The organism is Nonomuraea zeae (genome assembly GCF_005889725.1).
In the GTDB taxonomy this organism is placed as follows: domain Bacteria; phylum Actinomycetota; class Actinomycetes; order Streptosporangiales; family Streptosporangiaceae; genus Nonomuraea; species Nonomuraea zeae.
On sequence record NZ_VCKX01000304.1, the window covers coordinates 1 to 14,285 of the forward strand.

The window sequence follows — 14,285 nt, forward strand, 5'->3', positions numbered from 1 at the left end:
GCCCCCACGACTCCGGCCGCCCCCGCCGCCCCGAGGGCGCGGCGGCGCGGCGAGCGCGGCCCGCTGGCCTCCATCGGCCTGCACGCGGGACTGCTGCTGGCGGTGGTCATCTCGCTGTTCCCGATCGTCTGGCTGGTGCTGACCTCGCTCAAGCCGCGCGACGGCTGGCTGTCGGCCGAGCTGACGTTCTTCGACCAGCCGTCGCTGGACAACTACGCCCGGGTGCTGACCGCCACCGAGTTTCCCCGCTGGCTGCTCAACAGCGTGCTGGCGGCCGGGCTGACCATGGTGCTGGGCGTGTTCCTGGCCGCCACCACCGGCTACGCGGTCTCCAGGTTCCGCTTCCCCGGGCACCGTGGCGTGATGTGGCTGCTGCTGATCACCCAGATGTTCCCCGTGGCCATCCTGATCGTGCCGCTCTACAACCTGATGGCCGGTCTGGGCCTGCTGAACCAGATCCCCGGCCTGGTGATCGCCTACATGACGATCGCGGTGCCGTTCTGCGCCTGGATGATGAAGAGCTACTTCGACACCGTGCCGATCGAGATCGACCAGGCCGGGATGGTGGACGGGCTGACCCCGTTCGGCACCTTCTCGCGGGTGGTGCTGCCGCTGGCCAGGCCCGGGATCGCGGTGACCGCGTTCTACTGCTTCATGACCGCGTGGGGCGAGGTCGGCTACGCCACCGTGTTCATGACCGGCGACGAGCAGCGCACGCTGGGCGCGGGGCTGCAGCAGTTCATCGGCCAGCACTGGTCGGACTGGGGGCTGATGACCGCCTCGGCGGTGCTCATCGCCATCCCGGCCGGCGCGGTGTTCCTGCTGGTCCAGCGGCATCTCGTGACCGGGCTCACGGCCGGCGCCACGAAGTCGTGACCTCCCTCCCGACATACGGCTGCGGCCGGATCGAGGAGATCGGCACCCACGACGAGCTGATGAGCCGGGCGGGCGCCTACGCGGCGCTCGCTTGAGTAACCAATCGGTCACTGTACGTGGTTGCAGTCTCGGCGGGATCATGGTCACATGGACGGATTCCTGGACGAGACCTGCGAAGGCGTGACCGAGCTACGCGTGCACGGAGTCTCCGGGACACCGCCCGCGGGCATACTCAACCATCCCCACCCCCGGCTCGTCGCGGGCGACGGCACCACCGGGTTCTACCGCCGCTGGTGGGCGGGCGGCCGGCCGTCGGGCGACCACCCCGACGTGCCGCACGCCCGCCACCGGGAGGCCTACGCCTGGGGCGGCCTCACCTCGGGCGGCCGGACGATCGCGCTGTGGCTGCTCCTGCTGCCGTTCTCGCTCGCGAACCTGGCCTACTTCATGCTGCCCAGACCGCCGGGCGGCCGGCGGCTGCGGCACGCGACGGAGGCGGCGCAGCGGCTGTTCGCCCTGCTGCTCACGGGGACCCTCGTCGGCGCGGTGACCAGGGCCGGCGTCGATCTCGTCGGCTGGCAGTGCACCGCCGCGGGCCGGGCCTGCACCCACGACACGGCGCCCGGCTGGCTGCGCTGGCTGGGCACGGTGTGGGGCGCGGAGCCGTCGAAGCGGCTGGCGGTCACCTCCCTGCTCCCGCTGCTGCTCGTCGTCCTGCTCTGGTGGATCGCGCGGCGCACCTGGCGGCGGGACGAGCGGGCGGTCGTCCCGCCCGGCGGCGACGGGCAGGCCGGCCCGCTGCTGGCCCAGGCGCGGCTCTGGCACGGCGCCGCGCCGGTGTGGCGGCTGCGGGTCGTGCACGTCTGCTTCGCGGTCGCGGGCATCGGGCTCGCGGTGTCCGCGCCGTTCGCGGGCACCGCCGAGGGGCTGGCCCTGACCGTGGGCAACGCGGGCGTGCAACTCGCCGCCGCGGTGCTCGTCGTGCTGCCGTGGATCGCCAGGAGGGTGGACCCGCATTCGGGCGAGCCGATCCCCGCCTGGTCCACCCGGGCGTGCCAGGCGCTGCGGGTGACCACCGCGGCGGTGTTCCTGGCCACGCTCTGGCGGGCGCTGTCCGGGATGCCGCCGGGCGCGGCGGCGACCGAACGCGCTCTTCCCGGCGTCGGTGTTGGAGCGTTCCAGCTCGGGCTCACGCTCGCGCTCGGCCTGTTCATCCTCGTCGCCACCTGCGTGCTCGCCCGCATGGACCGGGCGGGGGACGAGCCGGCCAGGCCGCGGGCGATGGGCGGGATCGCCGCCTGGTTCGTCCTCATGGTGGCCGCAGGCAGCGCGAACGTGCTGGCCCTCGGCGTGCTGTTCTGGACCGCCACGTTCCTCGGCGTCCCCGGCACCTCGGCCGAGCCTGGGCCGCCGGCGCGCACGCTCTTCCTCGACGACCCCGTCTGGTGGACGGCGGCCCTGGTGCCGCTGCTGGGCGCCGGGTTGCTCGCCGTGGGGCTCGTCCTCTACCTCATCAGAGGCGCGGCGGCCCGCGCGCTCGCCCCGGAGCTGGTGGCCTACTACGGCGAGCGCGACGCCCCCGAGGTGGCGGGCAAGTGGGCGCTCGCCGCCCTCACCGACCGCGCCGGGCTCGTGCTGGCGGTGCTCACCGGCATCGGCGTGGCCGGGTCCGCCGCGGTCACCGTGATCTACCAGCTGCGGCTGTACACCCCCGACGGCGGCGTCGCCGGGCTGCTCGCCTCGGCCGGGAGCTGGGCCATGACGGCGGTCGTCGTGGGCCTGGCGCTGCTCGGCCGGCGCACCTACCGCGACCCCGGGCTGCGCAGGACCATCGGGATCCTGTGGGACGTCGCCACCTTCTGGCCCAGGGCCATCCACCCGCTGGCCCCGCCCTGCTACACCGAGCGCGTCATCCCCGAGCTGGCCGCCCGCGTCGGCAGGCTGGCCGGGACCGACCGGGACGAGGTCGTGCTCTCCGGGCACAGCCAGGGCAGCGTCATCGTCGCCGCGCTGGTGCCGCAGCTCAAGCCCGAGCTGCGGGCCCGCGTCCGGCTGCTCACCCACGGCTCGCCGCTGCGCCGCCTGTACGCCGCCTACTTCCCCGCCTACTTCGGGGCCCCCGGGCTCGGGGCCGTCCGCGAGTCGGTGCCCTGGTGCAACCTCTACCGGCTGAGCGACCCCATCGGCGGGCCCGTGTTCGGCCGGGTCGACCCGCTCGCCCTCGGACCGGAGCACGAGGACGGCGTGGACCGGTTCTGCTGGGACCCGCACAGGCCCGCCCCAGGAGAGCCGCTGCCCGAGGCCCGCTGGCACTCCGACTACTGGCTCGACCCGGCCTACGACGAGGCGCTGACCCGCTTGATCACCATTAAGCCCGCCGCCTGAGCGCTCCTCACGGTAGGGTTTCGGCGTTCTGTGAGGCGCGCCACGTCCGGATGGGGGCTGACGGTGAGGTGGGTGCTGTTGCTGGTGACGGCCGCTCTGTGGTGGGCGGCTCCGGCCGCCGCGTCGGCGTCCGCCCCGACGGGCGCGGCGGACGGCGGCCGGGTGGCCTTCATCGGGGTGCCGGGGCTGATGTGGAGTGACGTCGACCCCGCCAACACGCCCCATCTGTGGCGGCTGGCCGGCCAGAGCGGGCTCGGATCCGTGTCGGTCAAGACCGTGGGCACCGTGACCTGCCCCTACGACGGGTGGCTGACCGTGTCGGCGGGCGTGCGCTCGGCCGTCGGGCGCCGCTGCGGGCTGCCGCCCGAGCCGGTCGCCCAGGGCGGGGGCGCGGTCGTCGCCGAGGTCCCCGGGCTGCTGGAGCTGACCGACGGCACCTACGCGGGCACGCTCGGCACGGCCGTGCACGCCGCCGGGCAGTGCACCACCGCCATCGGGAAGGGGGCGGCGCTCGGGCTGGCCGACCGGCAGGGCAGGGTCGACGTGTACGCCGCCCGCCCCGCCGACCTGGCCGACTGGTCGCGCTGCCGGGTGCTGGCCGTGGACGTGGCCGACCTCGTCGAGACCTACCTGCAAGACGGCGCAATCCTGCCGCTGACGCCCGAGCCGCTCGCGCCGAAGGTGCGCGCGGAGCTGGCCCACCAGGCCGACGCCGAGATCGGCGAGGTGCTGGCCAAGCTGCCCGCCGGCACCGAGATCGTGCTGGCCGGGATCGGCGACCACGGAGGCGTCCCGCACCTGCGGGCCGCGATGTGGAAGCGGCCCGGCGCGCCGCAGGGCGGCTCGGCCGGCGAGGTCTCCGGGCCGTCGGTGAAGACGAACTCGACCAGGCGCGCCGACATCACGGTCCTGCCCGACCTCACGCCCACGATCCTGGCCGCGGCCGGCATCGCGCCGCCCTCGACGGTGGTGGGGCAGCCGTGGGGGCTCGGCGACGTGACCACGCCCGAGGACCTGCGCATCTCCGACGTGTCGGGCACGAGCGTACGCGGCACGACCGGCGTGTTCTTCACCGCCTTCGCCGTTCTCCAGGTCGCCTTCTACGTCCTGGCCTACCTGCTGCTGCGGCGGCGGGCGAGACTCGGCCTGGTCGGGGTGGCCGCCGTCGTGCTGGCCTCGGTGCCCGTCTCGACGTACGCGGTGAACCTGCTGCCGTGGGAGCGCAGCGCGTACCCCGTGGCGACGCTCATCGGCGGGGTGCTGGCGTGCGCGGCGGTGATCGCGTCCGTCGCGCTGCTCGGGCCGTGGCGGCGCGATCCGCTCGGCCCGCCCGCCGCGGTGGCCGCGACCACCGCCGCCGTGCTCGTCGGCGACCTGCTCACGGGGACGACGCTGCAGTTCGACAGCCTGATGGGCTACACGGCCGTGGTCGGCGGGCGCTACTACGGGCTGGCCAACATCCCGTTCGCGCTGCTGGCCACCGCCGTGCTCATGGTCACCGCCATCGCGGCCCAGCACCTCGTACGCGCCGGGCGCAGGACCGCCGCCGTGGCCGGGGTCGCCGGGCTCGGCGTGGTCGCGATGCTGCTGGCGGGCTGGCCGGGCGTGGGCAGCGACTTCGGCGGCGTGATCGCGTTCGTGCCGGGCATCGCCGTCACCGCGCTGCTCGTGGCGGGCAAGCGGGTCTCGGTGCTGAAGCTGGCCGCGTTCTGCGTGCTGGGCGGGGTCGCGGTGTCGGTCATCGCGGTGCTCGACCACCTGCGGCCGCCCGCCTCGCAGACGCACCTGGGCAGGTTCGTGGGACAGGTGATCGACGGGACGTTCCTGCCCATGATCGCGCGCAAGCTGGGCGCGATGCTCAACACCATGCTCTCCCCGAACCTCATGCCCATCGTCATCGCCGGCCTGGCCTTCCTGATCTTCGCCGTGCTGCGGCCCGGGCAGATCAGCGCGGGCGTCGTGCCCCAGGCGTTCGCGCGGGCGCCCATGCTGCGTGCCGGACTCGTCGGAGCGCTGGTCAGCGGCGTGGTCGGCATGCTGGTCAACGACTCGGGCACCGCCGTGCTGTCCATGGTCGTCGCGCTGGCCGTGCCGCTGGTGCTGCACGCGGGAGTGCGGCTGCCGGCTCCGGACGAGCCACTCGGGAGCCCGGCGGACGAGCGCGGCCGCCATGACGACGTCCTCGCCGGCGAGGCGTAGGCCGGCGGCACCCGCCGGCGGGCGGCGATCCTCGCGCCCATGGCGGACGCCGCCAAGATCTGAAATTTTCTTTTAGTTCACTCCTAAGTCTTGAAAGTTATATCCACGAGCGATTGAGTTCGGTCGTGCAGACCCTCCGAATGCTGGCCGCCGCGGCGCTCGTGTTAGGCCCGCTGGCCCTGACCGCGCCCGCCCAGGCCGATCCCGCACCCCCCGCAGAGGACGCGCTCGAGGCGTCGTCCTATCCGCCGCCCTCCACGCTGCTCGCCCGCGCCGCCGCCGGGCAGCCACGGCTGGAGACGGCGAAGAGAACCCGGCCGGTCGCGCCGGGCATCTCGCTGACCTCGTTCGACACCTACGACGCGCTCGGCTGGCTGCGCGCCGACGCCGTCACCGCCGAGCTGGCCGGGGGCGCGGGCGGTGCCAAGGCCGACTACGTCTACTCCGGCGAGGTGTCCAAGACCGAGCCGCTGTCCGGCCCCGCCAAGCGCTCCCACGCCGTCGCCGCCGTCAACGGCGACTTCTTCGACATCAACAACTCCGGCGCCGCCCAGGGCATCGGCGTCCAGGACGGCACGCTGGTGCAGTCGCCGGTCGCCGGGCACGAGAACGCGGTCGCGATCACCGGCGACGGCGTCGGCCGCGTGCTCAAGATGTACTTCGAGGGCACCGCCACGCCGACCGGCGGCGCGCCGATCGCGCTCACCCAGTTCAACCAGATCGTGCAGGGCGGCGGCGTCGGGCTGTTCACGCCGCTGTGGGGCTCCTACAACCGGGCCCGTGCCGTCGAGGGCGCCGCGTCCGTCGCCGAGGTCGTCCTGGTGGACGGGGTCGTCTCCGAGGTACGCACCTCGCCGGGCACCGGCCCGATCCCCGCCGGGACCACGATCCTGCTGGGCCGCGACGCGGGCGCCGGCGCGCTGTCCGCGCTGAAGGCCGGCGACCGCGTGGACGTGAAGTACCAGCCGAAGTCGTCGGACGGCAGCGCGGTCAAGGCGGCCGTCGGCGGCAACTGGGTGCTGGTCAAGGACGGCGTCGTGCAGAACTCGGCCGATCCGGCCGCGCACCCGCGTACCGCCGTGGGGTTCTCGGCCGACGGCAGGAAGATGTACCTGCTGACCGTGGACGGCCGCCAGGCCGACAGCCGCGGCGTCACGCTCAACGAGCTGGCCGCCATGATGGCCGACCTCGGCGCCGCCGACGCGCTCAACCTCGACGGCGGCGGCTCCTCCACCATGCTCGCCCGCGAGCCGGGCTCGGCCGACGTCCAGGTGGAGAACAGCCCCTCCGACGGCGGCGAGCGGCACGTGCCCAACGGCCTGGCGCTCTACGCGCCGGAAGGCAGCGGCAAGCTCAAGGGCTTCTGGCTGGAGACCGCGAGCGACCCGGCCAAGGCGCCCGGCGTCGGGCCCGTCGCCGGCGGCCGCCCCGACCGCGTCTTCCCCGGGCTCACCAGGCGGCTGACCGCCGCCGGATACGACGAGACGTACGGCCCCGCGGCCGGCACGCCGTCCTGGCGGGCCACCCCCGCGGTCCACGGCGTCATCCGCGACGGGCGCTTCCACGCCCTGCTGCCCGGCCAGACCACCGTCACCGCCTCGCGCGGCGGGGCCAAGGGCAGCCTCGACCTCACCGTCCTGCAGCCCCTGGAGCGGCTCGGCACCACCGCCGACCGGCTCGGCATGCCGGGCGCGGACGGCGTGGCCACGTTCGGCGTGGTCGGCTACGACCGCAACGGCAACTCCGCGCCCATCGAGCCCGCCGACCTCACGCTCGGCTACGACAAGAACCTCTTCGAGGTGACCGCCGCCGAGCACGGCTACTTCACCGTCAAGGCCAAGCAGGCCACCGGGTCCGGGCTGATCACCGCCAAGGTCGGCAAGATCAGCACCGCCGTGCCGGTGACCGTCGGGTTCGAGGACAAGCCGGTCGCCGACTTCGAGGACGCGGCGAAGTGGACGTTCGCCGCCGCCCGCGCCACCGGCTCGCTGTCGGCCGCGCCCGGCCAGAGCGGCGGCGGGCTCAAGCTGTCCTACGACTTCACCACCTCGACCGCCACCCGGGCCGCCTACGCCAGCCCGCCGCAGCAGATCGTGGTGGAGGGGCAGCCGCAGGCGTTCGGCCTCTGGATCAACTCCACCGGCAAGGGGGAGTGGCCGAGCCTGGAGTTCTACGACGCGCTCGGGCAGTCGCAGATCCTGCGCGGGCCCTACATGACGTGGACCGGCTGGAAATACGTTGAGTTCACCGTGCCGCCCGGCGTCAACTACCCGCTCAAGCTCCGGCGCTTCTACGTGGCCGAGACCAAGGCGGACGTGAAGTACACCAACGAGATCCTCATCGACGGCCTGGTCGCCAAGGTGCCGCCGTCCGTCGAGACGCCCGCCGCGCCCAAGGTCGCCGACCCGGTGGTCAAGGCGGACGTGTCCGCGATGCCGTGGCGGTTCGCGGTCATGTCGGACGCGCAGTTCGTGGCCAGGGAGCCGGACAGCGACATCGTCAGGAACGCGCGCCGCACGCTGCGCGAGATCAAGGCGGCCAAGCCGGACTTCCTGCTGATCAACGGCGACCTGGTGGACGAGGCGTCGCCGGAGGACTTCGCGCTGGCCAAGCGGATCCTGGACGAGGAGCTCGGCGGAACGCTGGAATATCACTACGTTCCGGGCAACCATGAGGTCATGGGCGGCAAGATCGACAACTTCCAGTCCGTCTTCGGCGCCACGTACGGGACCTTCGACCACAAGGGCACCCGTTTCATCACCCTGGACACCTCGCGCCTGAACCTCAGGGGCGGCGGCTACGACCAGGTCGCCCTCCTGCGCGCGCAGCTCGACGCCGCCGCGAAGGACGCCTCGATCGGCTCGGTCGCGGTGCTGTTCCACGTGCCGCCGCGGGACCCGACGCCGGGCAAGGGCAGCCAGCTCGGCGACCGCAAGGAGGCGGCGCTGGTGGAAGGCTGGCTGGCCGACTTCCAGCGCACCACCGGCAAGGGCGCCGCCTACATCGGGGCGCACGTCGGCACCTTCCACGCCTCGCGCGTGGACGCGGTGCCGTACTTCATCAACGGCAACTCCGGCAAGAACCCCGCCACCGCGGCGGACGACGGCGGGTTCACCGGATGGTCGTTGTGGGGCGTGGACCCGGTGACGGCCGCCGAGGCCGAGCACGTCCGGCGCAACTGGTTCGTGGACGCGCCGAGCTGGATCGGCACGCAGGTGCGCCCGCACGTGGACGACATCACGCTCACGGCCCCGGCCACGCTCGCGGTCGGCACGCCCGCCACGGTGTCGGCCTCGCTCGCGCAGGGGAGCAGGACGGTGCCGGCCGCGTACCCGGTCTCGGTGACGTGGTCCGGCTCGCCGAACCTGCACGTCGGCACCCGCCAGACGGCCAAGCGATGGCACGTCGCCGTCCTCGACCCCGAGACGGGCACGCTGACGGCGTTGCGCGAGGGACAGGTGACGGTCGCGGTCACCATCAGCGGCGTGACCGAGCAGGCGGAGGTGAAGCTCACCGCGAAGGCGGCCGCCTGAGCGCGGCGAGCTGACCGCTTGGTTTCCGGGCCCCGTAGGACGATGATCGTCCTACGGGGCCCGATCGGTGTTCATCGGCGCCGGTCGTGGGCAAGGTGATCGGAAGAACCGTGCGCGGGGCCTGCCGGTGGCCCCGCAGGAGGGGCCGCCCATGTCCATCGAGCTCGACCTGGTGCCCACCGGGCTCATGCGGGCCATCGACGAGCTCGCGCTGGTGGATCACCATGTGCACGGTGCCGCCTCTCGCGACCTGTCGCGCCGGGCGTTCGAGGAGATGATCACCGAGTCGGACCGGCCGGTGCCCGAGTGGATGACCCAGTTCGACTCCCAGGCCGGTTACGCGATCCTGCGCCACTGCGCGCCCGTGCTCGGGCTGGAGCCGTTCTGCACGCCGGAGGAATATCTGGCCAGGCGGGCCAGGCTCGGCACCGACGAGGTCAACCGGCGGCTGCTCACGGCCAGCGGCATCGGGCACTTCCTCGTCGAGACCGGCTACCGCGGCGATGAGATCCTCGGGCCGTCCGGGATGGCGGAGCTGGCCGGGGTGCCGGCCGACGAGGTGGTGCGTCTGGAGGCGGTGGCCGAGCAGGTCGCCGCGGCGGGCTGCGCGGCGGACGCGTTCGCCGAGCGGTTCGCGCAGGCCCTGTGGGAGCGCAGCCGCTCGGCGCGCGGGCTGAAGAGCATCGCCGCCTACCGGTGCGGGCTCGACTTCGACCCGGAGCCGCCATCTCCCGAGGAGGTCGCGCAGGCGGCCGGGCGCTGGCTGGGCTCGGGCGACGCGCGGCTGAGCGATCCCGTGCTGGTGCGGCACCTGATCTGGGCCGGCATCGAACGGGGGCTGCCGCTGCAGTTCCACATCGGCTACGGCGACCCCGACGTGGACCTGCGCCGCTCCGACCCGCTGCTGCTGCGCGGGCTGATCGAGCTGGCCGAGCCGGCCGGGGTGCCGTTGCTGCTGCTGCACTGCTATCCGTACCAGCGGCACGCCGGCTACCTCGCGCACGCCTATCCGAACGTCTACTTCGACGTGGGGCTGGGCGTGAGCTACACGGGGGCGCGCAGCGCGGCGCTGGTGGCGGAGAGCTTGGAGGTCGCGCCGTTCGCGAAGATTCTTTTCTCGTCCGACGCGTGGGGTCCCGCCGAGCTGCACCATCTCGGGGCGCTGCTGTGGCGGCGGGCGATGGCACGGGTGCTGGGGGAGTTCGTGGCTGAAGGGGAATGGTCGATGTCACAGGCGATACGGGTGGTTTCGATGGTGGGCGCCGAGAACGCCCGCCGCGTCTACGACCTGGGAGCCGGCACGTGAGCGGACAGTCCTGGGAGAGTGCCCTGCGTGCGACCCTGCGGCTGGAGCTGCCCGCGGCCGAGGCGCTGCGGCGCGAGCTGCACGCCCTGCCGCGCGTGTCCGGCGAGGAGGGGCCCACGCTCAAGCGCGTGCTCGACGCACTGCCGGGCGGCATGGTGGAGCACGTGGCGGGCACGGGCGCGCTGGTGCGCTTCGGCGGGCCCGGGCCGGCCGTGGCGGTGCGCGGCGAGCTCGACGCCCTGCCGATCGTCGAGCGCACGGGGGTGGATTGGGCCTCGGTCAACGGCGCGATGCACGCCTGCGGGCACGACGTCCACCTGGCCGCGGTGGTCGCGCTCGCCAGGGCGCACGCCAGGCTCACGGCCCGTGCCGCCGCCCAGGCCGCGGGCGAGGCCGCGGACGAGGCCCCCGGCCCGGTTCTGGAGGGGCCGCCGCTGGTCGTGGTGCTGCAGCCGCGCGAGGAGGGCTTCCCATCTGGCGCGCACGACATCGTCACCTCGGGCGTGCTCGAACGCCAGCACGTGCGCGCCATGATCGGCGCCCACGTGCAGCCCGTGCTGGCCGAGGGCGTCATGTCCTGCACGCCGGGCGCGGTGAACGCCTCCTCCGACGAGTTCAGGGTGACCGTCAAGGGGTCCGAGGGGCATGCCGCCTACCCGCATCTCACCCGGGACCCGGTGGTGGCCGTGGCGCAGGTGATCGTGGCCGCGCAGCAGCTCGTCAGCAGGGCCGCCGATCCCATGGTCCCGACGGTGGTCACGTTCGGGACGGTCAACGCGGGGACCGCGCCCAACGCCATCCCGGGCGAGGCGGTGGCCAGGGGCACGCTCCGGACCATGTCGGCGAACTGGCGCGAGGAGCTGCACCGCGCCTTCACCCAGGTGGCGGAGGACGTGGCCAGGGCGCACGGGTGCGTGGCCGAGGTGGCGATCCTGCCGGGGGAGCCGGTGCTGTCCAACGACCCGGTGCTGGCCGTACGCGCCGGGGACCGGCTGCGGGAGCAGGGCTGGACGGTGACCGAGGAGCTGCGCTCGTGCGGCGCCGACGACTTCGCCCATTACGGGGACGTGGCTCCGTCGCTGATGATGTTCGTCGGCGTGGACACCGCGGCGGGGCTGCACAGCCCAGAGTTCCTGCCCGACGACGCCAGCGTGGGCGCGGTCGCCGAGGCGCTGCTCGCGGGCTACCTGGGGGCGTCGCCGAGCACGAGCGGGATGATGTCCTCCAGCAGTCGCACCAGCGCCTCCTCCAGGAACAGGTGAGCCTGCCGCCGGGTGAGACGGCCGCGCTTGAGCCACTCGGCGGAGGTGGCCTCGGCCAGGCCGCTGAAGCCGCGCAGCATGCCGCGCACCTCGGGGCGTGACCTGGCGACCGGGCCCAGCCCGACCACCTCGATGATGTGGTCCACCATGTGCTCCCTGGCCTCGTCCACGATCCCCGCCAGCTCGGGGTCGCCGCCCGTGCCCAGCGCGACCAGCCACGTCTCCTGGTTGCGTTCGAGCAGCTCCAGCCAGCCGTGCACGCTCTCGCACACCCGCTCGCGCACGCTGGCACCGGCCACGTATTCGGGCACGGGCACCGGCGGCACGCTGAGCATCTCCGTCACCGCCGCGAGGTAGAGCTCCCGTTTCGTGCCGAAATAGTGGTTGAGCAGGCCCCTGCTGACGCCGGCCGCGGCGGCGATCTCGGTGTTGGACACCTCGCCGTAGGGCCGCTCGCGGAACAGGGCCCGCGCGCGGGAGAGGATCTGGCGGCGGCGCTCGTCGGGCTCCATGCGTTCCACGCTCCCCCCTTTCCCTGCTGGCGTACCGCCAATCGCTATTGGCGAGGCGCCAACAACGTGTTGCGAATCTCGCAACACCGCCTCACGTCTTGGAGGAGACATGAGTGAGGGGACGCGCAGAGACTTCCTGAAGATCGCGGCCGTGGCCGCGGCCGCGACGACCGGCACGCTCGGCGCCGCCGCGAGTGCGCCGGGCAGGCGGGTGGCCGTCCTGGGCGGAGGTGTGGCCGGGCTCTCGGCGGCCCACGAGCTGATCGAACGCGGCTTCGACGTCACCGTCTACGAGCGCAAGGCGCTGGGCGGCAAGGCCCGCAGCATCCAGGCGCCGGGCGGATTACCCGGCGAGCACGGGTTCCGCTTCTTCCCCGGCTTCTACTTCGATCTCACCGACACGATGCGGCGCACGCCGTTCCCGGGCAACGCCCAGGGCTGCTGGGGGAACCTGACCCGGGCCACCTCGTACCTGCTGTCGCGCCAGGGACGCCCCGACCTGACCGCGCCGTTCCCCTTCCCGCTGCCGCCGAACCCCAGCATCTACTCCCTCGGCAGCCTCATCTCGACCGTGATCTCCGGCCTGCAGACCGTCTACAAGCTGTCGCTCGACGAAGCGGGCTTCTTCGCCCAGAAGATCGCCGTGTACGCCACCAGCAGCGACGAGCGCCGCCTCGGGCAATGGGACCGCGTGACCTGGGCCGACTACATCAGGTCCGACTGGTTCTCCGACGAGTACAACAAGTTCTTCGCCGACGGCTCCATCCGCAACCTGGCCGCCACCAAGTCCAAGGACGCCAGCACCCACTCGATCGGCCTGGTCGAGGAGGCCACGCTGTGGAGCATCCTCGGCCTGGGCAACGAGCCGGGCGGGTCGGTGGACCGGGTGCTCGACGGCGCCACGAGCGAGATGTGGCTCGACCCCTGGATCGCCTACCTGCGGAGCCGGGGCGTGCAGTTCAACGTCGGCTGGACGGTGGACGGGCTGGTGCTGCAGAACGGCCGCATCAGCGGCGCCGCGGCCGGGCCGTCGAGGACGATCAGCGCCGACTGGTTCGTCGTCGCCATGCCGTCCGAGCGCGCCGCCAAGCTCGTCACCCCCGCGCTTGTCGCCGCCGACCCCAAGCTCGCCGGGATCGCCAGGCTCAGGCAGGACTGGATGAACGGGCTCATGTTCTACCTCAAACGGGAGGTCCCGCTCACCCCCGGCCATGTCAACTACGTCGACTCGGCCTGGGCCGTCACCTCGATCAGCCAGGCGCAGTTCTGGAAGCGCGACTTCAGCACCTACGGCGACGGCACCGTCAAGGACTGCCTGTCCACGATCATCTCCGACTGGTTCACGCCCGGCACCTTCAACGGCAAGCCGGCCAAGGACTGCACCCCGCAGGAGATCGCCGAGGAGGCCTGGAAGGAGATCAAGGCCCACACTCCCGAGATCACCGACGACCTGCTCCACTCCTGGTTCCTCGACCCGGCCATCGCGAACGGCACCAACGACGAGCCGCTGTTCATCCAGCATCCCGGCTCGTGGAGCGATCGGCCCGAGTCGAAGACAGCCATCGCGAACCTGTTCCTGGCCGGCGACTGGGTGCGCACGCCGATCAACGTGACCACGATGGAGGGCGCCAACCAGGGCGCCAGGCAGGCCGTCAACGCCCTGCTCGACGCGGCCGGGTCGAGCGAGCCGCGCTGCACCGTGCACCAGCTCTACCGCTCGCCGCTGTTCGAGCTGGACAAGGCGGAGGACCGGGTGCGCTACCGGCTCGGCCTGCCCAACAAGTGGGACATCAGGGACACCCGGTGGCCGTGACCGACGCCGATGTCGTGATCGTCGGGGCCCGTTGCGCGGGGTCCGCCGCCGCAGCCACGCTGGCCGGCGCCGGCCGCCGGGTGATCGCGGTCGACTCCGCGCGCTTCCCCTCCGCCACGATCTCCACGCACCTGCTGTGGCCGGACGGGCTGGCCGAGCTGGCCCGCCTCGGGGTGCTCGAAAGCGTCGAGGCGCTCGGCGCGCCCCGGCTGCCGCTCGCGTCGGTCGAGATCCCCGGCGTCCGGGCCGCCGGCGGCTACAGCGCGGTGGACGGCATCGACTACGCGATGTGCGTCCGCCGGGCGGGGCTCGACCTGGCGCTGGTGGAGCACGCCCGCGCGGCGGGGGCCGAGGTGCGCGAGGGGGCCAGGGCGACCGGGCTGGTGTGGTCGGACGGGC

General features: G+C 73.2%; 9 protein-coding genes. 8 read left to right on the plus strand and 1 reads right to left on the minus strand.

All coding sequences use genetic code 11. The annotated features are described in order from the left end of the window. The first annotated feature begins 72 nt into the window (after window positions 1-72). From ETD85_RS51365 to ETD85_RS51390, 6 genes are all read left to right on the plus strand, one after another. On the plus strand, window positions 73-876 hold the full coding sequence (locus ETD85_RS51365; RefSeq protein ID WP_420847336.1) for a sugar ABC transporter permease: 804 nt from the start codon (window positions 73-75) through the stop codon (window positions 874-876). Window positions 877-1,023: 147 nt separating this feature from the next. Continuing rightward, window positions 1,024-3,261, plus strand: coding sequence for a hypothetical protein (locus tag ETD85_RS51370; RefSeq protein WP_138697153.1), 2,238 nt, complete (start codon window positions 1,024-1,026; stop codon window positions 3,259-3,261). 72 nt (window positions 3,262-3,333) lie between these two features. Then, window positions 3,334-5,460: an alkaline phosphatase family protein gene (locus tag ETD85_RS63940; protein WP_170247309.1), complete on the plus strand. Its 2,127-nt coding sequence runs from the start codon at window positions 3,334-3,336 to the stop codon at window positions 5,458-5,460. 125 nt (window positions 5,461-5,585) lie between these two features. Then, window positions 5,586-8,993 carry a phosphodiester glycosidase family protein gene (locus ETD85_RS51380; protein WP_240779978.1) on the plus strand — a complete coding sequence of 1,136 codons (3,408 nt, stop codon included), beginning with the start codon at window positions 5,586-5,588 and terminating at the stop codon, window positions 8,991-8,993. A gap of 151 nt (window positions 8,994-9,144) precedes the next feature. After that, window positions 9,145-10,299 carry an amidohydrolase family protein gene (locus tag ETD85_RS51385; RefSeq protein WP_138697154.1) on the plus strand — a complete coding sequence of 385 codons (1,155 nt, stop codon included), beginning with the start codon at window positions 9,145-9,147 and terminating at the stop codon, window positions 10,297-10,299. After that, a complete protein-coding gene (locus ETD85_RS51390) occupies window positions 10,296-11,561 on the plus strand; it encodes a M20 metallopeptidase family protein (protein WP_240779979.1) in 1,266 nt (421 codons plus the stop codon). Before ETD85_RS51385 ends, ETD85_RS51390 begins: the two co-directional genes overlap by 4 nt. Here the strand turns inward: ETD85_RS51390 and ETD85_RS51395 are convergent. Further along, window positions 11,483-12,073 carry a TetR/AcrR family transcriptional regulator gene (locus tag ETD85_RS51395; RefSeq protein ID WP_138697159.1) on the minus strand — a complete coding sequence of 197 codons (591 nt, stop codon included), beginning with the start codon at window positions 12,071-12,073 and terminating at the stop codon, window positions 11,483-11,485. The two genes, ETD85_RS51390 and ETD85_RS51395, sit on opposite strands and share 79 nt — an antisense overlap. A gap of 109 nt (window positions 12,074-12,182) precedes the next feature. On the opposite strand from ETD85_RS51395, the gene ETD85_RS51400 reads away from it, so the two are divergent. Both ETD85_RS51400 and ETD85_RS51405 read left to right on the plus strand, forming a co-directional pair. After that, a complete protein-coding gene (locus tag ETD85_RS51400; protein WP_138697156.1) occupies window positions 12,183-13,886 on the plus strand; it encodes a hydroxysqualene dehydroxylase in 1,704 nt (567 codons plus the stop codon). Continuing rightward, on the plus strand, window positions 13,877-14,285 hold a 409-nt coding region (locus ETD85_RS51405), incomplete at its 3' end, for an NAD(P)/FAD-dependent oxidoreductase (RefSeq protein ID WP_240779980.1). The genes ETD85_RS51400 and ETD85_RS51405, both read left to right, overlap by 10 nt.

Excerpts from the sequence above, each read along its gene's own strand:
- ETD85_RS51370 (WP_138697153.1), top strand. The coding sequence starts at position 1,024 with ATGGACGGATTCCTGGACGAGACCTGCGAAGGCGTGACCGAGCTACGC.
- ETD85_RS51385 (WP_138697154.1), top strand. The coding sequence starts at position 9,145 with ATGTCCATCGAGCTCGACCTGGTGCCCACCGGGCTCATGCGGGCCATC.
- ETD85_RS51395 (WP_138697159.1), bottom strand. The coding sequence starts at position 12,073 with ATGGAGCCCGACGAGCGCCGCCGCCAGATCCTCTCCCGCGCGCGGGCC.
- ETD85_RS51400 (WP_138697156.1), top strand. The coding sequence starts at position 12,183 with ATGAGTGAGGGGACGCGCAGAGACTTCCTGAAGATCGCGGCCGTGGCC.